Below are 21,439 nucleotides of genomic sequence, written 5' to 3'. Positions count from 1 at the left end.
TGTGATGCGCCCAAAGCGCCAACTGCTTGCTGAGCACTGGGATATCAGTAGTATTAGCAGTGCGAGGGGCACTAGCCCCGAGAAGTGAGCCCGGGAGCCTACCCTTCAGGTGGGTGGCCCGGGCTTCGCGTTGTCAGGGCACCTCCTGAAATCGGACGACCATGGGGCGTACCCGGTCGCGCCAGGATCCAGCCCGTTGCCATGCCCACGCGACCGCGTCCGCAGCCCAGAGCAACGGCTCCTCGTGGCGGTGCATGTGGTCGTACCGGGTCTCGCTCTTGTGCAGCTCCTCGTACAACCACCGGCGGTCCTTGCCGACCACACTCTCGTCAAGATCCAGGACGACGATTCCGGCTTCCGTTGCCAAGCAGTGCTGCGCAAGCTTCCGGACGCACATCTCGCGTTGCTGCAGACCACGTCGCCCGGTGGCCTGGACGACCACTGCGGTGACGTCGTGCGCGACCAAGGTGTCCAGGACGGCGTGGCGAAGCTCGTCTCGCGCACCGTTGAAGTGCACGCTGCGTCGACCCCGTGGCCGAAGCTGACGGAGTGCGTGACGCAGGGACTGCAGATGCCTCGGATGAACGAATGCGGCCGCCATCAGGTACCCACGGGACTTCGACTCGTCGATGAAGGCGTGGGCGCGGCGGGGGACTTGATCTGGCGTGTGGCGGTTGGGATCGCTCGGCCTCACGGGCTTCCTGTCGTCGTAGATGCACGAAGGCGAGCCCGCACACCCGGGCTCGCCTTCTCGTTACATCAACTCTATGGCACCTGGTGCGGTGTTGCCCGGCGAATGCACCGACCTGTGGAGCGGGGCCTGGCGCGCCCGCCAGGCAGCCCACATCGAGTGGACCTTGACTCAAAGATATGTCCGGTTTATCGCAGTGTGCTGCTCGATTTCGGACCCACTATCACAGGGTGAAACTGGGCGCGCATTAAAGAGGAATATCCATTTCCCGTTGCAGAGTCCGTGTCGTGTGCTTAATGTGTGGAACGCGAACACTGTTCCGCTCGCAGGTGATCATCCTGTGATTCCCGTTTTCTGGAAGGAATAGCAACATGACCGTCGTTGACGTCCTCACCACTCTGCTCGACTCCCTCGGCATCACCCTGGCGCAGATTCGCGCCATCCTGGGTATCTGAGCAGGCAATACGCCGCGCGGGGAACTCGGCGGCGGCGTTAGCACCATCCCCAGCCAAACGAACACCTCCTGCGGAACTACGCAGGAGGTGTTCGTTCTTTTGCGCCCGCGCACACTTTGTTTCCCCGGCGCAAATGCGGTTGACAGGTTCGGGCATTTCACCGGCTGACCGGCATTTCACCGGGCGATATTGACGTGCCGTCAGTTTGTCGCGCTGCCGAGCCTTAGCGCGACAGTTTCGTCAGTGCCGGCTTCTTCTCCATGTTGTGCAGGCCGTTCCACGCCAGGTTCACCAGGTGTGCCGCGACCTCGGTCTTCTTGGGGCTGCGCGCGTCCAGCCAGTACTGGCCGGTGAGCGCGATCATCCCGACAAGCATCTGCGCGTAGAGCGGCGCGGTCTTGGTCTCGAGCCCGTTCCCCTTGAACTGCGGCTCCAGGATCGCCTCGACCTGGGTGGCGACGTCGCCGATCAGGCTGGAGAACGTCCCGGTCGCCTGCGCGACGGGAGAGTCGCGCACGAGGATGCGGAAGCCGTCCTCGGACGACTCGATGTAGTCCAGGAGGGCGAGCGCCGTGCGCTCCAGCAGGACCTTCGGGTGGCCGCCGGAGCCGAGCGCACCCGTCAGTGCGGTGGTCAGCGCCTGCACCTCGCGGTCCACTACCACCGCGTAGATGCCCTCCTTGCCGCCGAAGTGTTCGTACACGACGGGCTTGGAGACCTCGGCGCGGGCCGCGATCTCCTCCACGCTGGTTCCTTCGAAGCCCTTCTCGGCGAACAGTCCGCGGCTGACCGCGAGCAGCTGCTCACGACGCTGACTGGCCGTCATGCGAGGTCTGTGGGTACGTCGGTTGTCGGCGGCCATGGGGTTCATTGTGCCCGAATGGGAGTTACGGACATGTCCGGAGCAGGGCGGCCCGGCGAACCGTGTGGCTGACGCCCCGGCTGCTTCGGCATGGGGCATGCCCGCGGACCTGGCAGACTGTTCACGGACGTGCGACGGTGGCACACGCCCGCTTCGGGTCACGACGGAGCCTCGCGCGCGCCCGGTCCGCCTTGGTGTAATCGGCAGCACAGAGGTTTTTGGTGCCTTTAGTCCAGGTTCGAATCCTGGGGGCGGAGCCATCCGGATCTGACGAACCCACCGATCGGAGCACTCGTGACCGAGACACCTCAGCCGGCAGCAGTGATCGTTCTTGCCGCCGGCCAGGGCACCCGCATGAAGTCGGCGTTGCCGAAGGTCCTGCACCCGCTCGGTGGCAAGCCGATGGTGGGACACGCGCTGACCGCCGCTCGCGAGCTCGAGCCGGCGCAGGTGGCCGTGGTGGTCCGCCATGAGCGCGACCTGGTCGCGGAAGCCGTCGGGCAGCTCGATCCCGGCGCGGTCCTCGTGGACCAGGACGAGATCCCCGGCACGGGCCGAGCTGTGCAGTGCGCCCTGGCCGCGCTCGACTCCAAGGCGCAGGCGGCCGCGGCGGCCGCGGGTATCGCCGACGGCGAGATCCTGGGCGAGGGTGTCGACGGCCCCGTCGTGGTGGTCGCGGGCGACGTCCCCCTGCTCGACGGCGCCACGCTCGGCCAGCTGCTGGCGGCGCACCACGCGGACGGCAACGCCGTCACCATCCTCACCACCGAGGTCGACGACGCGACCGGCTACGGCCGGATCGTCCGCGAGAAGGACACGGGCGATGTGCTCGAGATCGTGGAGCACAAGGACGCGAGCGCGGACCAGCTCGAGATCCGGGAGATCAACTCCTCGGTCTACGTGTTCGACGCCGCCACGCTCCGCCGCGGCCTGGGCGGCCTCGACAGCAAGAACGCGCAGGGCGAGGTCTACCTGACCGACGTCGTCGCGTTCGCCCACGCGGAGGGCCTGCACGTGCGGGCCCTGCTCGCCGACGACCCGATGCTGGTCGAGGGCGTCAACGACCGGGTGGCACTCTCCGTCCTGGCCCGCGAGATGAACCGCCGCATCGTCGAGGAGTGGCAGCGCGCGGGCGTCACCGTGCAGGACCCGGCAACCACCTGGATCGACGTCGACGTCGAGCTCGCCCCCGACGTCACGCTCCTGCCCAACACGCAGCTCAAGGGCGCCACCGTGGTCGCGACCGGCGCCACGATCGGCCCCGACACGACGCTGACCGACGTCGAGGTCGGCGTCGGCGCCACGGTGATCCGCACGCACGGGTCGCTCGCCGTCATCGGCGAGGGCGCCTCCGTCGGCCCGTTCGCCTACCTGCGCCCCGGCACCAGCCTTGGCCGCAAGGGCAAGATCGGCACCTTCGTCGAGACCAAGAACGCCGAGATCGGCGAGGGCAGCAAGGTCCCGCACCTGTCCTACGTGGGCGACGCCGAGATCGGCGAGCACACCAACATCGGCGCCGCGTCGGTGACCGTGAACTACGACGGCGTGCACAAGCACCGCACCGTGATCGGCTCGCACGCGCGCACGGGCGCGGACAACATGTTCGTCGCGCCCGTGACGGTGGGCGACGGCGCGTACACCGCCGCCGGGTCCGTCATCCGCCGGGACGTGCCCGCCGGTGCGCTCGGCGTCACCGCCGGGCAGCAGCGGAACATCGAGGGCTGGGTCGCCCGTCGTCGGCCGGGGACGGCCGCGGCGGAAGCCGCCGCGAACGCCCAAGGCGGGGCAACCGGCCTCAGTGACCAGGCGCAGTGGCAGCTCGCCCAGCAGAATGCAGCCGGGGCCCCCGCGGCCCCGCAGGCCGCGGCCGCCCAGGCCGAGCCGGCCGACCAGGCCCCCGCCCCTGGGGCCGACAAGAAAGGAAAGTCCCACTGATGACCAGCACCATCCCCGGCCCGAACCGCCACCCGCTCGTCCTGGCAGCAGGCCGCGCACACCCCGAGCTGGCGAAGAACGTCGCGAAGGAGCTGGGCATCGACCTTCTCGGCGTTTCCGCGTACGACTTCGCCAACAGCGAGACCTACGTGCGGTTCAGCGAGTCGGTGCGCGGCATGGACCTGTTCCTGCTGCAGTCGCACACGATGCCGGTCAACCAGTGGATCATGGAGCAGCTGCTCATGGTCGACGCCGCCAAGCGGGCCTCGGCGCACTCCGTCACCGTCGTCGCGCCGTTCTTCGGCTACGCCCGCCAGGACAAGAAGAGCCGCGGCCGCGAGCCGATCTCGGCCCGCCTCATCGCCGACCTGTTCAAGACGGCGGGCGCGGACCGCCTGATGAGCGTCGACCTGCACACCGCGCAGATCCAGGGCTTCTTCGACGGCCCCGTGGACCACCTGTGGGCGATGCCGATCCTCGTCGACTACGTGCGTACCCGCGTGGACGTCGAGAACGTCACCGTCGTCTCGCCCGACGCCGGCCGCATCCGCGTCGCCGAGATCTGGGCCTCCAAGCTGGGCGGCGGCCCGCTGGCGTTCGTGCACAAGACGCGCGACGTCACCCGGCCCAACCAGTCCGTGGCCAACCGCGTGGTGGGCGACGTCCAGGGCCGCGACTGCGTGCTGGTGGACGACCTCATCGACACCGGCGGCACGATCGCCGAGGCAGTCAAGGTGATCATGGCCGCCGGCGCCAAGTCCGTGACCGTCGCGGCGACGCACGGCGTGCTGTCCGGCCCTGCGAAGCAGCGCCTCACCGACTGCGGGGCGCGCGAGGTGGTCGTCACCGACACCCTGCCGATCGAGGACGACCGCCGGTTCGAGACGCTCAAGGTACTCTCCATCGCGCCACTGCTGGCGTCCGCGATCAACGAGGTCCACTCCGACGGATCGGTGACCTCGCTCTTCGACGGCAACTCCTGATCCGCGACTCCTGATTCGCGGCGCGGAGGTGGGCACTTGACTCGGACACGGTCAACGGAGGACCGTGTCTTGACATCGATCTGGGAGGGTCAGTGACCGTCACCGTCGTGGTCCCTACGTTCAACGAGGGACCCAACGTCGCCGCGCTCACCGAGCGGCTCTGCGCCGCGTTCGGTGTGCTGCCCGACGACGGTCGCCGCTCCGGCGTCCTGCAGGGACCCGAGGGCGGTCCCGCGCCCGTGGGGGCGCCCGAGCTGGTCGAGATCCTCTTCGTCGACGACTCGACCGACGACACCCCCGACCGGATCCGCGAGGTCGCGGCCACCGCGCCCGTCGCCGTGCGGGTGCTGCACCGCGAGTCGCGGCAGGGCGGGCTGAGCGGCGCCGTCGTGGCCGGGCTGCGGACCGTCACGACCGAGTGGGCGGTCGTGATGGACGGCGACCTGCAGCACCCGCCGGAGCTCGTGCCGGCGCTCGTCACGCGCGGGCGCGAGTCGGGGCTCGACATCGTGGTCGCGTCCCGGTACACCGGCGACGGCGACGCCGGGGGGCTGGACGGCTGGTGGCGGCACGGCGTCTCGATCGGCTCGGCCCTGCTGGCGCGGTCGATGTTCCCGGTCCGGCTGCGCAACGTGACCGACCCGCTCACCGGGTTCTTCGCCACCCGGGTGGACCGGCTGGACCTCGACGCGCTGCACCCGCGCGGCTTCAAGATCCTGCTCGAGCTCCTGGCCCGCAACACCCTGGTCGTGGGGGAGGAGCCGTTCGTGTTCGGCGAGCGGTACGCCGGGCACTCCAAGGCCACCTTCAAGACGGGGCTGCGGTACCTGGAGCAGCTCGCGGCGCTGAGGTTCGGGCGGATGTCGCGGTTCGCGATCATCGGCGGCTTCGGCGCCGTGCTCAACATCGTCATCCTGTGGCTGCTGACCACGCTGAGCGTGCACTACGTGGTGGCGGCGGTGATCTCCGCCGTCGTGACGATCCTGATCAACTTCCTGCTGCAGGAGCGGTTCGTGTTCCGCGACCTGCGCAACGAGGGCCGCGGCGTCTGGTCGCGGTTCGCGCACTCGTTCGCGTTCAACGGCACCGAGGCGGCGATCCGCCTGCCCGTGCTGTGGTGGCTGGTCGAGCACACCGGCATGTGGCCGGTGCTGGTGCAGGCCATCACGCTCGTCGTCGCGTTCCTGCTGCGGTTCGTGTTCCACGTCCAGGTGGTCTACAAGCCCCGGCGCACGCAGCCGGCGATCGGTGTCACACCGCCTCTCGGTGCGGACCGCGCCGACGAGCGGGTACAGTAGTCAGGTTGCCTCGGCGAGGGACGCCTGACGGCCGCGGCGGGAGCTGATCCCGCAAGCAATCGGCCGGCGTCCGTGATCGACTGGGCGGCCGTCGGCGGCCCTGGGCGGAGTACCACTCCAGCACTCCGTCCCACGTGCCCGCTCCGCGCCCGTCACGTGTCCCGCGCCGACGCAGCCGCCCCCATCGAGTTGCACACAGACCTTCCAGGAGTGAATTCCCATGGCCGAGATCAAGCTCGTCGCCGAGTCCCGCACCGAGTTCGGCAAGGGTGCGGCCCGCCGCATCCGCCGCGACAACAAGATCCCCGCGGTCCTGTACGGGCACGGCGGCGACCCGGTGCACGTGACCCTGCCGGGCCACGAGTCCATGCTGGCGCTGCGCCAGACCAACGTGCTGCTGAACATCGACCTGGACGGCAAGGGCCAGCTGGCCGTCGCCAAGGACGTCCAGCGCGACCCGGTCCGCAACGTCATCGAGCACATCGACCTGCAGGTCGTGCGCGCCGGCGAGAAGATCACCGTCGACATCACCGTGAACATCGTCGGCGAGTCGGCCCCCGGCACCATCCACCTCGTCGAGGAGCAGTCGCTGTCGGTCGAGGCCGAGGCCACGCACCTGCCCGAGTCCGTCGAGGTCTCCATCGAGGGCCTCGAGACCGGCACGCAGATCCACGCCGGCGACATCACCCTCCCCGAGGGCTCGACGCTGCTCACCGACCCGAAGGCCGTCGTCGTGCTCGTCACCGAGCCGCGCGGCGAGGCAAGCCCGGACGAGGAAGAGGCTTCGGCCGCATCCGCCGAGTCGCCCGCCGAGGCGTCCTCGGAGGGCTGAGTCGCTTCCCGCGACCCAGCGCGTCCGGCCGTGAGCCCGAACGCGACCGGGCCGAGGTAGAACCTGCAGGCGCGCGCACGAGAGGATCGTGCGCGGCGCGGGGTCCTACCTCGGCCCGACGGCTTTCCGCGGGCGGGCCGTCCGCGTGAAGGATCTCCGTCGTCTTGAAAGGACGTGACATGAGTGACCGGCCCTGGCTCGTCGTCGGGCTCGGCAACCCCGGCCCCAAGTACGCCGGCAACCGGCACAACGTGGGGCAGATGGTGCTGGACCTGCTGGCCGAGCGCACCGGCGCGCGCTTCTCGAAGCACGCCCGGGCCCAGGCCGTCGTCGCGGAGACCCGGCTCGGGGTGCTGCCCGGCGGGGCCCCCGGCCCCCGCGTGATCCTGGCCAAGCCGACCACGTACATGAACACCTCGGGCGGCCCGGTCAGCGCGCTCGCGAAGTACTACGACGTCGAGCCCGACCAGGTGGTCATGGTGCACGACGAGGTGGACATCCCCTTCGACACGATCAAGCTCAAGATCGGCGGGGGCGAGGGCGGCCACAACGGGCTGCGCGACACCACCAAGGCGCTCGGGACCAAGGACTACCACCGGGTGCGGGTCGGGGTCGGCCGTCCGCCCGGCCGCATGGACACCGCGGACTACGTGCTGCGCGACTTCAGCGGGACCGAGAAGAAGGACCTGCCGATCCTGGTGGACGACGCGGCGGACGCCGTCGAGCTGCTCCTCACCGGGGGCCTGCTGGCGGCGCAGAGCAAGTACCACGTGGCCAAGGCCTGAGCCGTCCGGCAGGGCCTGACGGGCCTGGATGCAAACGGGTGAACCGCGGGTGATCATGCCTTCCTGGCACCGCGCAGGTGGCACTTACGCTCCTAGAGTGGCGACGTGCGCAACACTTCCGCACTACCCCAGAACCAGGCCCGCCGCGGCCTCCGCCCGATGGCGGGCGTCGTCGCTGCCGCCCTTGCTCTGTCGTCGGCCCTGCTGGCCGTGGTCCCGGCCACCACCGCGGAGGCCGCCCCCTGCGACCCCGGGGGCAACCCGATCGTCTGCGAGAACTCCAAGCCGGGCACGTCCCCCCAGGTGTGGGACATCGAGGACGCCGGCGACCCGAGCATCCAGGGCTTCGCGACGGAGATGAGCGTCGACACGGGCAACCGGGTCTCGTTCAAGATCGACACCAACGCGAGGGCGTACACGGTCGACATCTATCGGACGGGCTGGTACCAGGGGCTCGGTGCGCGCAAGATCGCGTCGGTCAGCCCGAGCGCCACGCTGCCGCAGAACCAGCCGGAGTGCGCCTGGGCCGAGGCGACCGAGCTGGTCGACTGCGGGAACTGGGCCGTCTCGGCCGGGTGGGACATCCCGGCCACCGCCGTGTCCGGGGTGTACATCGCGCTCCTGACCCGGACGGACACCGGCGGGCAGAGCCACATCACGTTCGTCGTGCGCGACGACGGGTCACAGGCCGACATGGTCTTCCAGACAGCGGACACCACCTGGCAGGCCTACAACACCTACGGCGGGTCCAGCTTCTACAGCGGCGGCGGCAACGGGCGGGCCTACAAGCTCAGCTACAACCGCCCGTTCAACACCCGCGGGCTGGAGAACGGGCGCGACTTCTACTTCAGCGCCGAGTACGCGATGGTGCGCTTCCTGGAACAGAACGGCTACAGCGTCACCTACATCGCCGGAGCCGACACCGACCGCGACGGGGCCAGGCTGCTGAACCACGAGGCGTTCCTGTCCGTCGGGCACGACGAGTACTGGTCGGGCCCGCAGCGGGCCGCCGTCGAACAGGCCCGGGACGCCGGGGTGAACCTCGCCTTCTTCGCCGGCAACGAGATGTACTGGCGCACGCGCTGGGAGCCGTCGGTGGCCGGTCCGGCGACCGATCGCCGCACCCTCGTGTCGTACAAGGAGACGTGGAGCCGCGCCAAGATCGACCCCTCGAGCCAGTGGACCGGCACGTGGCGCGATCCCCGGTACGCGAGCACCGCTGCCGGTGCGGGCCGCCCGGAGAACGGGATCATCGGCACCCTGTACACGACGAACTACTCGGACCTGGCGCTGACGGTCACGTCCGAGGAGGGCAAGCTGAGGATCTGGCGAGGCACGACGCTGGCCGCCCTGCCCGCCGGGACCTCCCAGGCGCTGGCGCAGCATACGGTCGGGTACGAGTCGAACGAGGACCTCGACAACGGGTTCCGGCCCGCCGGCCTGATCCGGATGTCGACGACGGTGGGCAACGTACCGGAGTACCTGCAGGACTTCGGCAACACGGTGGCGCCCGGCGTCACGAAGCACACGATCACGATGTACCGCGCCGCGAGCGGCGCACGGGTGTTCTCCGCCGGTACGGTGCAGTGGGCCTGGGGCCTGGACCAGCAGCACGACGGGAACGGCGCTCCCGCGGACTCGCGGATGCGCCAGGCGACGGTCAACCTGTTCGCGGACATGGGCGTCCAACCGGGCACCCTGGCGTCCGGCATCATCCCCGCGACGCGGACGACGGACACCACGGGGCCCACGACCCAGATCCAGAGCCCGGCTGCGGGGCAGTCGTACCGCGGCGGGTCGACCGTCACCGTCACGGGCACGGCCATCGACGTCGCGGGCCGGGTGGCCGGCGTGGAGGTGTCGCTCGACGGCGGCAAGACCTGGCACCCCGCCACGGGCCGCGCGAGCTGGCAGTACACCGGACAGGTCTTCGGTTCAGGGGCGGTCACGCTGCGCGCCCGTGCGATCGACGACTCCGCGAACATCGGGGCCGTCGCAACGGTGGGCGCATCGGTGACCTGCCCGTGCACCGTGTTCGGCAGCACGCCGCCACCGAACGGGCCGGCCGACGACTCGTCGGCGGTCGAGCTGGGCATGCGGTTCGTCCCGGCGGTCGACGGTTACGTCAGCGGCGTGCGGTTCCACAAGTCCGCGGCCAACACGGGCACCCACACCGGGACGCTGTGGAGTGCGGCCGGCGCGCAGCTCGCCCGGGTGCAGTTCACCGGTGAGTCGGCGACCGGCTGGCAGGAGGCGTCGTTCACCGGCGCGGTACCCGTCGTCGCGGGGCAGGCGTACGTGGTGTCCTACACCGCGCCCAAGGGGGGCTACACCGCGACCCCGTGGGCCTTCCAGACCAAGGGGCGCGACGCCGAGCAGCTCACCGTCGAGGGCGGGTTCGGTGCCGCCCCGGCCGGCCTCTACGGGGCGCCCGGCACGGTCCCGACCCAGAACTGGGACAACGCCGCCTACTACGTCGACCCGGTGTTCACGACTACCGACAGCTCGCCGTTGACCGTCACCGCGCGTACCCCGGTGTCGGGTGAGGTCAGCGTGCGCCTGGACGCCCCGGTGCGCATGACGTTCTCGAAGAGCGTCGTGGCGTCGTCGATCAGCATCACGCTGACCGACGAGGCCGGCACGGCGGCCCCCGGAACCGTGTCCTACGACGCCACCACCCGCACGGCCACCTTCACGCCGTCGGCACCACTGGCAGGTTTTGTCACGTACCGGGTGGTGGCCACCGCCCGGTCCGCCGAGGGCACCACACTGTCCGACGGCGGGACCTGGACCTTCCGGACGCTCCGCCCGCCGTCCACGACGTGCCCGTGCGGTCTGTTCGACGAGGCGACGGTGCCGGGCACCGCGGCCGCCGCCGACACCGCCGCCGTCGTGCTGGGCACGCGCTTCTCGCCGCGCGTGAACGGCAAGGTCCTCGGGCTGCAGTTCTGGAAGTCGACCCAGATCACCGGGCCCTTCGTGGCCTCCCTGTGGGGCAGCAGCGGGCAGCTGATCGCGCAGGCGACCGTCAGCACCCCGGTGGCGCAAGGGTGGCAGGACGTCACGTTCGACGTACCCGCCGACGTGACCGCCGGCCAGGAATACACGGTGAGCTACCGCGCACCGTCCGGCCGTTACCCGGTGACGCTCGGCGCGCTCGGTGCCGCCAGCACGGTCGGGGACCTGTCCACGCCGCAGAACGCGGGCGTTTACGTCTACGGCTCAGGTCGCCCCACTACCGCGACGTCCACGTCCTACCTCGTCGACGTGTCGTTCGAGCCGGCCGCCGTCGCACCCACCATCGTGTCGCGGACGCCGTCCGCCTCCGCGATCGACGTGCCGACGAGCACCAAGGTCTCCGTCACGGCGTCGCACTCGCTGGCAACCTCCGGCACGACGCTGACGCTGACCGGCCCTGGCGGCACGGCCGTGCCCGGCAGCCTCGCGATCTCCGGCACGACGGCGACCCTGACGCCCACGAGCGCGCTCCAGCCGGGCACGGCGTACACGGCGTCGTTCACGGGCAGGACCACAGGCGGGCAGACGATCGCGGCGAGCTCGTGGTCGTTCACCACCAAGGCGCTCGACGGCCAGTGCCCGTGCACGATCTTCGCCGGCGACGTGCCGCCGATCGCGTCGGCCGACGACGGCGCGGCGGTGGAGCTCGGCACGCGGTTCTCCGCGAACCGCAACGGGTTCGTCACGGCCGTGCGCTTCTACCGGGGGCCGGCGAACACCGGCACGCAGACGGTGTCCGTGTGGTCGGCCACCGGTACACGTCTGGCGACGGCTCAGGCGCCGTCGGGCGGGAGCGACGGCTGGCAGACGGTCACCCTGCCCCAGCGGGTGACGGTCACGGCCGGGACGACGTACACCGTGTCCTACCTCGCGCCCAACGGCGGCTACGCGGCAGGGTCGGGCTACTTCGCGCAGCCGCGCACCGTCGGCCCGCTGACGGCGCCGGCGAACGCCGGCACCTACGTCTACGGCGGCGGGTTCCCCCAGTACACCTGGCAGAGCACCGGGTACTGGGTGGACCCCGTGTTCACCGACCAGTGACGCCCGTGCCGATGACCAGACGCCCGAGGACCTTCCTGGCGCGGTGCCGACCGACCGCTCCGCTGCTGACCGCCGTCCTGGTGCTGGCCGCCTGCACGGCATCGCCGGCGTCCGGCCAGGGGCCGGATGCCGGGCCGGGCTCGACGCCGAGCCCCGGCACTACCCTGACCACGCCGTCGGCCGGGCCCGACGACGGCCGAACCGATACCGCCGAGCCGAGCACGAAGTCGAGCACGAAGTCGAGCCCGAAGTCGAGCCCGAAGCCGAAGCCGAGCCCGGCCGAGCCGAGCCCGGCAGATGCGCCGGCGTCGAGCGGGCGCAGCGGCGGGCAGAGCGGGGCCGACGGCAGCGAGCTCGCCCCACCGGAGTCGCAGGGCCGGTCGTCGGGCGACGACCTCGGCGACTCCACGGGCCCGGCCGCCGGCCGGCTGAGCAGGGCACCGGAGACGGGCAGCGCTGACGGGCTCCTCCGGGGCTTCCCCGACGACGTCGTGCTGGTGCCCGCGGACGCCGAGGTGGCCTCCAGCTCCGTGACCGGGTCGGACGGCCGGTACCAGGTGACGCTCGACGCGACGGTTGACGGCGTCTGCTCCGACGTGCTGCTCGACTACCGTGTCTGGTTCACGACCGGCGGCTTCGCCGAGTCCGGTGCGAAGACCCGCCCCGGCCGCACCACCGTGGACCTCGAGCGTGGCGACGGCACCGTCGTGCTGGAAGCCGCGCCGGCCAACAAGGCCTGCGACGTCACGGTGTTCGCCGCGCTGTCGGCGCGGTGACCGTCATCCCCGGACCACGCTCGGGGACCAGGCCTGCGGGATCGCGACGACCGGGTCGGCCGCGCCGTCGGCGGGCAGGGCCCAGACGTCGGTGGTGGCCGGCTCGTCCGTGCGGGGCATCCCGTACAGGAGCGTCGCGTCGTCGAGCCAGGTGATCTGGTCGTCCACGGACCGCTCCTCGGCGTCGAGCACGGTGACCGCCATCGTGGCCAGGTCGAGCACCGCCGGGGTCCAGCGGGGTGTCGCCGCGCCGGGCGCGCGGGCGTCGTGCTTGAAGGCCAGCCGGGTCCCGTCCGGGGACAGGGAGGGGCACTCCACGCCGTCGAGCAGCGTCACGAGGGTGCGCTCGGCGAGGTCGCCGCGCACGAGCCAGGTGCGGTCGAGGGACTGCGACTGGACGGTGGCGTAGAAGACCCGCTCGTCCGCGAAGGTCACGCCCCACACGTTCCGGTCGACGGGGGCGACCCGCTTGCCGTCGACCAGCAGCGTGAAGTCCTCGAGGTTGCCGGACACCTCCGCGCCGTCGGCGTCGTGCACCGTCGTCTCCGTGGAGAAGCCCGTCGTGGCGTAGGAGTGGCCCGTCACGAAGGACGTGGTGGCGACCAGGCCGTCCGGCGACTGCTGCGTCCGGCTGGGGAGGCCGGGCAGCGGCCAGCTCGCGGTGGTACGCCACGCGGCGTCGAGCACCTGGGCCTCGTACGTGGTGACGACGCCGCGGTGCGTGCGCAGGCAGACGGTCGTCGCGCCGTCGGAGTCCACCCGGTCGCACACGGCCGGCGTGACCTGACGGGGACCGGACAGGTCGTCCAGGGCGACGGCGGCCACCCTGCCGTACAGCTCGCCCGGGGCGGTGCCGCGGAACAGGACGTGCGGGCCGTCCAGCACGCCCTCGGTCACCTCGACCTGGGTCGGTGCCGCCTGCTCGGCCCGCGCTCGGCGGATCTCGGCCGTGACGTACCAGCCGGTACCGACCAGCACGACGAGGACCAGCACGGCGAACGCCGTCCGACGGCGGAGGGCCGCGTGCCCGCTCACGCGGAGGTCTCTCGCGTCAGGGCGTCGTCCGGCGCCAGGCGGCCGCCCCGCACCAGGTACGCGCAGACGGGGACGGCGACCACCAGCGCCGCCGCGACGATCCACAGCGCGTCGACGCGGCCGGACGCGTACCACAGCACGCCGAACCCGGCCGAGGCGATCATCCGCGCGACCGCGGTGACGGTCTGCGCGGTGCCGATGGCGGTCGCGCGGACCGACGTCGGCACCAGCGCGCTGGTCAGCGCGGCGAGGACGCCGTCGGTCATCGCGTAGAAGGTGCCGAGCAGCACGAGGGCCGCCAGCGTGGTGGCCGCGCCGGGGAACGGGGCCGCGGCGCAGGCGTAGGCGCCGGCCAGCAGGACGTGCCCCCAGACCAGGACGTGGCCCCGGCCGACGCGGTCCGCGAGCCGGCCGACCGGTGCGGCGAGCAGCATGTAGACGACGTTCGTGCCGACGAAGAGCAGCGGGAACCAGTGCGTCGCGAAGCCGTCGCGGTCCTGGAGCGCGAGGTAGACGAACCCGTCGCCGACCGTCAGGAGGCCGAGGACCCCGGCGACGAGCAGCAGCCGCACGGTCGCCCCGCCCCGCAGGAAGGCCCAGGAGAACGGCCGCCCCGCGGGCTGCAGGCCGCCCGCCGCGTCGCACGTGCAGCCCTTGCACTTGGGCAGCCCGCGGGACTCCCGGGTCCGGTGGGTGCGGAGCCAGGCCGCCTGCCGCGGGCGGAGGTCCGGGACGAGGAGCACGAGGGCGCCGACGCCGAGCACGGCCGCCCCGAGCGAGATCACGAAGACCGTCGTCCAGCCGTCCGGGACGGCCCACAGGACCGCGAACGCGAGCAGCGGCCCGAGCGCGGCCCCCGCGGTGTCCAGCGCTCGGTGCACCCCGAAGGACCGACCGAGGTTGCGCGGGTTCGCCGAGGCGGCGATCAGGGCGTCGCGGGGGGCCGTGCGGATGCCCTTGCCTATCCGGTCCGTCACCACGAGGCCCGCGACGGCCGGGAGGCCCGCGGCGAACAGGAGGCCGACCCGGGTCAGCGCCGACAGGCCGTAGCCCACCGCCGCCACCCACTTGGGCCGGTCGGTGCGGTCGGCGGCCCACCCGCCCGCGACCCGGACCAGGGCGCCCGCGCCCTGCACCAGCCCGTCGACGACGCCGTACGCGACGATCGACATGCCGAGCGCCGCCGTGACGTACAGCGGCAGGATCGCGGCGACCGCCTCCGAGGAGACGTCCGTCAGGAAGCTCACCACGCCGAGCGTCACCACGGTGGACGAGACCCGGCCGGTGCGGCGGCGGCCCGCGCTCGATCGGCCGGGGGGCCGGTCGCCCGGCGGGTCGCCCGGCCGGTCGCGGGACGGGGTACCCGTCTGCGAGCCGGTCTCTCCCGGTACGGCGCGGACGAGGCCTGACATGTGGCTCCAGCGGTCTCGATGCTGGCAGTTGCTCAGCCTCATCAGGCTACGGAGGTGTGGCGGCTCCCGGCGTGCTCGGGACGGGTGAACTGGGTACTTCACCCGGTGCCAGGCCCTCAGGTCCCCAGTGACCCGAGGGCCTGGCAGGTCAGTGCGCCTCGGCTCCCGCCCACGTCGTCAGGTAGCTCTCCGGGCCGCGGGCCAGGTCGTCGATGAGGTCCTGGCCGCCCACGAGGCGCAGGTCCTCGACGAAGTCGGGCACCAGCCCGTAGTGCGGGACACCGTCCACGTTGATGTCCCAGGTGCGCTCGCCGGTCGTCTGCCGGTCGAGCAGCGTGCCGCCGTCGAACGACCGGAACGGGTAGGTGACTCCGGTTCCCGCGGCGTCGTCCCTTGGCGGCGGCGTGCCGCCGAACCCGTTCATGTCGAAGCCGAACCCGATCCCCGCGCCGTACCGGTCGCGGACGGGCGCTGTGCGCTCGTACTCCGCGACGAACTCCTCGGCGGCGTGGCCGTAGATCGTGGCGAACCCGCCCAGCGCGTAGAGCCGGTCTAGGTAGCTCTCGTCCATCCACGAGTGCGTCGACAGGACGCCGGGGTAGCCCTCGGCCTCGAGGATGTCGAGGGTCTGGTCGGCGGCCTTGGCGCTCATGTGGTCGATCTCGACCATCATGTTGCGCTCGACCATGCCGCGGACGGCGTAGGCGCCGAGCCCGCTCAGGCCCTTCGTGTTGCAGAGGGTCCCGGGCGGGTAGAGGGGGAGGACGGGCGGGAGGTCGTCCTCCAGCTCGGGCGGGAGCTCGCCGTTGCCCGGGTTGTTGTCGTGCGGCTGGTCCGCCGGGCAGGAGCGCGCGTCCCACCAGGTGCCGGTGGAGAGGAACTGGCCGGCGTTGATGATGGTGCCCATGCTCCCGGCGTCGAACCGCACGCCGCACAGCGCGTTGTCGAACTTGTGGCACAGGTACATCGAGCGGACGCCCAGGTCGTAGAGCTCGTCGAGGCCGGCGTCGATGTCGGCCCTCGAACAGTTCGGGATGCGCAGGGTCTGCTTGCAGCCGAACGGCTCCGACGTCTCCACGCCGAGCACGACGGCGAGCTTGCCCTCCTCGATCACCTGTCGCGCCTGCTCGCTGCTGGTGACTATCCGGAACCAGCCGCGGCCCGGCCCGCCGTACTGCGCGTCGACGTAGGCCTGCAGGTCATAGGTGTCCTGCGCCTGGAGCCGGATCGCCGTCATCTCGTCGCAGCTCTGGTAGGTGCCCGGGTTGATGGAGCACAGCAGGCCGTTGGTGACCAGGTCGTTGACGAGCACGCGCTGCCCGCCGCGCCAGGCCCGCTCCACCCAGCGGTAGTACATCTGCTGGTGGGTGAGGGAGTCGTAGGCGGGCCAGTCGGCGAAGGTCGGCCAGCCCGTGGTGTCGTGCGTGCCGATGGGCGAGCCGTCCCGGGTCAGGTTCTCCAGCAGGGCGCCGAGGCCGTGCGGCTCGTGCGACGGGCAGTCCTGCAGCGCGGCCTCGACCCCGTCCTGGGAGAAGACCTTGCCGCAGACGGCGGCGCCGCCCATGCCGTCCTGCATGAACAGGTGGCTGTGCGCGTCGATGAGGCCGTACACCGTCCCGTCGGGCCGGGTGTCCGTGAAGGGGGTGCCGGTGACGTTGACCTCGGACTCCGGGGAGGGGAGGACCGACTCGGTGTTCGTGGCCGACGCCGGTATCACCAGCGCCGTCGCGCTGAGGCACGCTGCTGCTACCGCGGTCACGAGCACTGCCGTCCGTCTGATGCGTCGCACGAGACCTCCCGCTGGGCCAGGGCGAGGCTGTGGCCGCGCCGATCACGACGGCGTCGTTGCCGTTGCTGACCGCGCCACAGTAACAGCACAGGTCACGCACAGGGTAGATGTCGGTCAAGTACCTTTTAGGGCAGTATCGACCTCGGCGGTGCGAGCCTCCTGAATCACCACGCATTGACCCTCGAGCGGGTCGAGACCGCAGGCTCCCGGCATGATCCTCTCGTACGTTGCTCGACGTCGGCCGCCCCGCCGGGATGTCGGCCCGCCGCTCCCCGCGTCTTACCTCGTGTGGCTCGCGGCCGCCACTGTCTCGCAGCTCGGCGACGTGGTCCTCGGCTTCGCCGTCGGCTGGGTCGCGGCCGAGCACGGAGGTGCCGCCGCGGGCCTCGTGCTGGCTGCCGGAAGCCTGCCGTCGGTGCTGCTGCTCCTGCTGGGCGGGACGATCGCCGACCGGTTCGGTGCACGCCGCGTGATGATCGCGGGCGACGCCGTCATGCTGATGATGTCGGTGGCGCTGGCACTCGCCGTCGTGCACGCCGGGACGCCGCTGTGGCTCCTGCTGGCGGCGAGCGTGCTGCGCGGGGCAGTGTTCGCGTTCTACAGCCCGTCGGCCGGGTCGATGCCCCGACGCCTGGTCGCGGACGCGCAGCTCACCCGTGCACTGGCTTTGCGCCAGGGCGCCAGCCAGGCGGTTCAGCTGCTCGGAGCCCCGCTCGCCGGAATCCTGGTCGTGGCCGGCGACCTCGGCTCGGTGGCGCTGCTCGACGCGGGCACGTTCCTCGTGGTGCTGGTCGTGTTGCTGCAGGTACGGCCCTCGCACACAACCCCGCCGGCGGACCGGGGCGTTCCGGTGTGGCGGGCCGCCCTCGACGGCGTGCGCGTCGTGCGTCGCACGCCCGGCCTGGCCGGGGCCCTGGCGCTGCTCGCGACTGCGGCTGCGTTCCTCCTGCCGACCACGTCTCTCGTGCTTCCCCTCCTGGCGCGCGACGCCGGTTGGGGAGCGTCGGAGGTGGGGATCGTCATCGGTGCGCAAGGGGCGGGGATAATCGCGGTCACCGTGGTCGTCAGTCGGCAGGGCGGTTGGCGAAGGCCGGGCGTGGCGGCGTCGGGTGGGCTTGCCGTCGCGGCCCTGGGGCAGGCGGTGTTGGTGGTCGCGGCCTCGATGCCGGCCGGGGCGGGGCTGGCCGTCGTTGCGGCGACCGCCGTGGGTGCCGGCAGCGGGCTGTTCACTGTGCACCTCGCGCCCGTGGTGCTCGGGTCGGCCCCGCGCACACACCTCGCCCGGGTGCAGGCGCTGGTGGGGCTGGTGCAGGTCGGGGCATTGACGATCACCAACCCGGCCCTCGGGACGCTGGCGAGTGCGACGTCCCCAGCGGTCGCCGCAGGCGCCTCCGCGCTGGGGCTGCTGGCCGCTGCGGCCAGCGGCACGACCGCCCTGTGGCGATTGACCCTCGACCAGGTCGAGGGTGCACAGTGAGCCCATGCACGAGCACCTCCGCGGCATAGGAGCGGTGGCACGGGAGAGCGGCCTCCCCGTGAGCGCCCTGCGGTTCTACGACGCCGTGGGTGTGCTCCGCCCGGCCTGGTCCGATCCGGTCACGGGCTACCGCTGGTACTCGGGCGACCAGGTCGGCCAGGCCGCGCTGGTGGCGCGGCTGCGTCAGGTCGAGATGCCGCTGGCCGACATCGCCGAGGTGCTCGCGAGCCGCCATCGGTCGGCCGAGGCGCTGACCGTCCTGGACCGGCACCTTCGCGAGCTCGAGTCGCGGTTCGCGGCGGCGCGGAAGCATCTGTCCGACGCCCGCGAGTTCCTCGCCGACCCACCGGCCACCCGCTTGGAGGTGTCTGCGGCGGACCTGGCGCAGGCGCTCGCCGCCGTCCGCTACGCCGTGGGCTCCGACCCTGCATGGCCTGCGCTGACCGGCGTCCTGCTCGACTGCTCGGACGGGGTATTGCGGTTAGTGGCCTGCGACCGCGCGCGGCTCGCCGTCGCCTCGGTGCCGGTGCGACACCTGGGCGGGCTTCCCGTGCAGGTGGTCGTGCCGCTCGCGTTCCTGGCGTCGCTTCTCGACCGCGACGGTGACGGTGACGGCGGCGGCGGCGGCGACAGCAGCGAGTCCGACGCCGGAGGTGAGGAGCCCTTGCTGTCCGTCGAGCTGCGGGTCGACCGGGTCGTGATCGGAGATGCAGAGGGAGCACTGGTCGCCGCAGAACCGGTCGCGGCCGAGTACCCGGACTATCAGGCGTTGCTGCAGGCGACCTGGGTGCGGCAGGTGCGCATCCCGACGTCGGACCTGGTCAGCCGGGTTGTAGACGGGCCGCCGGGTTCCATCGAGGGGAGGCCGGCCGTCACCCGTCGGCCCGACTTCGTGGCAGTGCTCCTGGGAGACCACGGTGTCGACGTCGTGCAGCCGAGCGTGCCCGGTGCTGTGGCGTTCGACCGTGCGTACCTGCTGGAGGCGCTCGCGGCGGCCGGCGGGGACGACGTGGTCCTGGCGCTCGACGCTGCCCGCCAGGTGCTGGGGGTGGCCCGCCCGGCCCGGCCCGAGGACAGGAGCCTGCTGATGCCGGTGCGCCTCCGACCATGAGCAGTCGGCCAGCCGCCGCGGTTGGGTCGATCAGTGGGTGAGCTGGGAGACGCGGCCTCGGCTGACGCCGAGGACAACGGCGACATCGGCGACGGACAGGCCGGCGTCGCGCAGCTCGGCCACGACCGCACGGGCCCGGGCGGCGGCTTCGCGTTGAGCCACCGATGCCGCCTCGGTGGCTTGTCGGGCGGCGGCGGCGTGGGCGGCAAGATCGCCGAGCTCTGGCACCACGTCGATCGTGACGTTGGTTGTGTCGATCTCCAGCAGGGACTCGAGGTAGTCGCGGACCTGCCGGTCGGCGGTCGCAAGAGTGCGGACCTGAGTCACCCCGATGTCGTCGATGTGCAGTTCCCAGCCGCGCTTCCAGCGCTTGGCGCGGACGGTGTAGTGGTTCTGGGTCATTGCAACCACCCCTTCTTCAGGCAGGTGAACTTGCTGATGAGGTCCCGGACGATCCCAGGGGATACCTCACCCGGCTTGGTGACCACCGCCCGGTGCTGCCCGCACGGACAGGTCCAAACTTCGTGGTCGCCTTTTCCGGACCTGCTGGTGCACCCTAGGGCCTTGAGGATCTTGGCGATTTCCCGATACTTCATCGGCTTGACCATCACCCTAGTTTAGGCCAACTAGACAGTCAATGCTTAGTGGGGGTAGACATTCGTCGACCCGGCGCGTGTCAGTCGCTGCGGGCGGAGCCCGTCAGCCGATCGGGAGGGGCGAACAGCCAGCGGGCGCCGATCCGGGGCGCAAGGGCACCCAGCCCCAGCCCGACGGCGATCGCCGCCGCCCAGAGCGCCACGGGCAGCCACTGCGACTGCGGCGCCGGGATCCACACCCCGTTGCTGTACAGCAGGAACAGCAGGCCGAGCACCACCGAGGTGTGCGTGACGAACACGGGGAGCGTTCGCGCGCCGAGCCACTGCAACCCGAGTGACCTGGGCAGATACCGGGCGCCGGGGACCCGGGAGGCCAGGACGCTCACCGCGACCCCGGCCGGCACACCGGCGATATTGGCCAGGAGGTAGAGCCCCGGGACGTCGGCGAGGCCGAGCGTCGCGACCGACCACTGGATGCCCAGCCAGACGGCGACGGCGCCCACCGCCCAGGCCCAGCCGACCCGCCCGGTGATCCGCTCGGCGAACCCTTCGAGCAGCGGCCGCAGGTGCAGCCCGACCAGGAAGAACAGCACGAACTGGGCGGTGCCCCGCCACGCGATGCTCTCTGGCTCCCAGCCGGCCAGCGCCCACCCGCTCACGCCGGCCGCAGCCACCAGCTGCACGGGCACCGGGACCCGGTGCAGCGCCCGCGCGATGACGAAGAACGCGGCCAGCGTCCAGATGAACCACAGCTCGGAGCGGGGGACCAGCGGCGACCAGGCGAGGTCGTGCAGCAGGGTGCCCCAGTCGGCGTCCGCCACCTGGTAGTAGCCCGTGACCAGGCGGACCACCAGGGAGATCGGCTCCCACAGGACGAACACCCAGGCGAAGTAGAGCAGCTTGCCGCGGGCCAGGCGGGACCACGGCACGGTCATCCACTTCGCGGCGAACATGCCGGCGACCGCGAAGAACAGCGGCATCCGCAGGCTGCGCAGCGTCTCGTTGGCGTCGCGCAGGACGCTCACCTCGTACCCGGTCGACCACGTCCAGTTGGTCGCGTGGTACAGGACCACCAGTCCGATGGCGAGGCCGCGGGCGGCGTCGGGCCAGGCGAGGCGGGCGGGGCGGCGCTGCCCGACGGCGGCGTCGCGCCCCGGTACCGTCGCGCCGGCGTGCCGCGGGGATCCGGAGGGGGTGAACATCGCAGGTCATCGTACGTGCAGTGGCCGACATCGGGAACGACAGGAGGGCCGGCAGCGGGGCCGGCAGAGGGCACTGTCGGTGGCCCGGAGTAGCCTGGGACCAGCCCCTCACCCAGTGACCCCTACCCCGGGTCGTGCCCG

The 21,439-nt window shown here is 71.6% G+C and carries 17 protein-coding genes and 1 tRNA gene; 10 read left to right on the top strand and 8 right to left on the bottom strand.

Annotated features, from left to right (window positions below):
• Positions 1-133 precede the first annotated feature (133 nt).
• Together C8K30_RS27020 and C8K30_RS27015 are read right to left on the bottom strand one after the other, a co-directional pair.
• Positions 134-694, bottom strand: a complete 561-nt coding sequence (locus tag C8K30_RS27020) for a DUF3800 domain-containing protein (RefSeq protein ID WP_158281131.1) — start codon at positions 692-694, stop codon at positions 134-136.
• Between the two features lie 675 nt (positions 695-1,369).
• Positions 1,370-1,972, bottom strand: a complete 603-nt coding sequence (locus tag C8K30_RS27015) for a TetR/AcrR family transcriptional regulator (RefSeq protein WP_199230726.1) — start codon at positions 1,970-1,972, stop codon at positions 1,370-1,372.
• A 221-nt stretch (positions 1,973-2,193) separates the two neighbouring features.
• On the opposite strand from C8K30_RS27015, the gene C8K30_RS27010 reads away from it, so the two are divergent.
• The 8 genes from C8K30_RS27010 to C8K30_RS26975 all read left to right on the top strand — a co-directional run bounded on the left by C8K30_RS27010 (position 2,194) and on the right by C8K30_RS26975 (position 12,676).
• Positions 2,194-2,268 (top strand) — tRNA-Gln (locus C8K30_RS27010).
• A 94-nt stretch (positions 2,269-2,362) separates the two neighbouring features.
• Entirely contained in the window at positions 2,363-3,943 is a 1,581-nt protein-coding gene (gene glmU, locus C8K30_RS27005) for a bifunctional UDP-N-acetylglucosamine diphosphorylase/glucosamine-1-phosphate N-acetyltransferase GlmU (RefSeq protein WP_233257513.1), read from the top strand.
• Complete coding sequence (locus C8K30_RS27000; RefSeq protein WP_108495990.1) at positions 3,943-4,926, top strand: ribose-phosphate diphosphokinase; 984 nt, start codon at positions 3,943-3,945, stop codon at positions 4,924-4,926. The genes glmU and C8K30_RS27000 overlap by 1 nt, the downstream gene beginning before the upstream one ends.
• Positions 4,927-5,018: 92 nt before the next feature.
• Positions 5,019-6,224 (top strand): glycosyltransferase, encoded by a 1,206-nt coding sequence (locus tag C8K30_RS26995; RefSeq protein ID WP_108495989.1) that lies wholly within the window; start codon positions 5,019-5,021, stop codon positions 6,222-6,224.
• Between the two features lie 220 nt (positions 6,225-6,444).
• Positions 6,445-7,056, top strand: coding sequence for a 50S ribosomal protein L25/general stress protein Ctc (locus tag C8K30_RS26990; protein WP_108495988.1), 612 nt, complete (start codon positions 6,445-6,447; stop codon positions 7,054-7,056).
• Between the two features lie 179 nt (positions 7,057-7,235).
• Positions 7,236-7,841: an aminoacyl-tRNA hydrolase gene (pth, locus tag C8K30_RS26985; protein WP_108495987.1), complete on the top strand. Its 606-nt coding sequence runs from the start codon at positions 7,236-7,238 to the stop codon at positions 7,839-7,841.
• Between the two features lie 105 nt (positions 7,842-7,946).
• Positions 7,947-11,900 (top strand): DUF4082 domain-containing protein, encoded by a 3,954-nt coding sequence (locus tag C8K30_RS26980; RefSeq protein ID WP_146197610.1) that lies wholly within the window; start codon positions 7,947-7,949, stop codon positions 11,898-11,900.
• 11 nt (positions 11,901-11,911) lie between these two features.
• Positions 11,912-12,676 (top strand): hypothetical protein, encoded by a 765-nt coding sequence (locus tag C8K30_RS26975; RefSeq protein ID WP_146197609.1) that lies wholly within the window; start codon positions 11,912-11,914, stop codon positions 12,674-12,676.
• 3 nt (positions 12,677-12,679) lie between these two features.
• Here the strand turns inward: C8K30_RS26975 and C8K30_RS26970 are convergent, their stop codons facing one another.
• From C8K30_RS26970 to C8K30_RS26960, 3 genes are all read right to left on the bottom strand, one after another.
• Positions 12,680-13,711, bottom strand: coding sequence for a hypothetical protein (locus C8K30_RS26970; protein WP_108495984.1), 1,032 nt, complete (start codon positions 13,709-13,711; stop codon positions 12,680-12,682).
• Positions 13,708-14,973, bottom strand: a complete 1,266-nt coding sequence (locus C8K30_RS26965; protein ID WP_369941445.1) for an MFS transporter — start codon at positions 14,971-14,973, stop codon at positions 13,708-13,710. The genes C8K30_RS26970 and C8K30_RS26965 overlap by 4 nt, the downstream gene beginning before the upstream one ends.
• Positions 14,974-15,271: 298 nt before the next feature.
• Positions 15,272-16,912, bottom strand: a complete 1,641-nt coding sequence (locus C8K30_RS26960) for a membrane dipeptidase (protein ID WP_108495982.1) — start codon at positions 16,910-16,912, stop codon at positions 15,272-15,274.
• A gap of 211 nt (positions 16,913-17,123) precedes the next feature.
• Between C8K30_RS26960 and C8K30_RS26955 the strand changes: the two genes are divergently transcribed.
• Positions 17,124-18,389: an MFS transporter gene (locus tag C8K30_RS26955; protein WP_108495981.1), complete on the top strand. Its 1,266-nt coding sequence runs from the start codon at positions 17,124-17,126 to the stop codon at positions 18,387-18,389.
• A 4-nt stretch (positions 18,390-18,393) separates the two neighbouring features.
• On the top strand, positions 18,394-19,500 hold the full coding sequence (locus C8K30_RS26950) for a MerR family transcriptional regulator (protein ID WP_108495980.1): 1,107 nt from the start codon (positions 18,394-18,396) through the stop codon (positions 19,498-19,500).
• 30 nt (positions 19,501-19,530) lie between these two features.
• Here the strand turns inward: C8K30_RS26950 and C8K30_RS26945 are convergent, their stop codons facing one another.
• The 3 genes from C8K30_RS26945 to C8K30_RS26935 form a co-directional block, all read right to left on the bottom strand.
• Positions 19,531-19,902 (bottom strand): sigma factor-like helix-turn-helix DNA-binding protein, encoded by a 372-nt coding sequence (locus tag C8K30_RS26945; protein WP_108495979.1) that lies wholly within the window; start codon positions 19,900-19,902, stop codon positions 19,531-19,533.
• Positions 19,899-20,108 carry a type II toxin-antitoxin system HicA family toxin gene (locus C8K30_RS26940; RefSeq protein WP_233257501.1) on the bottom strand — a complete coding sequence of 70 codons (210 nt, stop codon included), beginning with the start codon at positions 20,106-20,108 and terminating at the stop codon, positions 19,899-19,901. The genes C8K30_RS26945 and C8K30_RS26940 overlap by 4 nt, the downstream gene beginning before the upstream one ends.
• 68 nt (positions 20,109-20,176) lie before the next feature.
• The gene (locus C8K30_RS26935; RefSeq protein WP_108495977.1) at positions 20,177-21,298 is read right to left on the bottom strand and encodes an acyltransferase family protein; all 1,122 of its coding nucleotides are present in this window, start codon (positions 21,296-21,298) and stop codon (positions 20,177-20,179) included.
• Positions 21,299-21,439 lie beyond the last annotated feature (141 nt).

The organism is Promicromonospora sp. AC04 (genome assembly GCF_003058225.1).
Lineage (GTDB): Bacteria > Actinomycetota > Actinomycetes > Actinomycetales > Cellulomonadaceae > Promicromonospora.
Note: the sequence above shows the minus strand (reverse complement) of the source record. Positions and strands in the feature narration are given on the sequence as shown.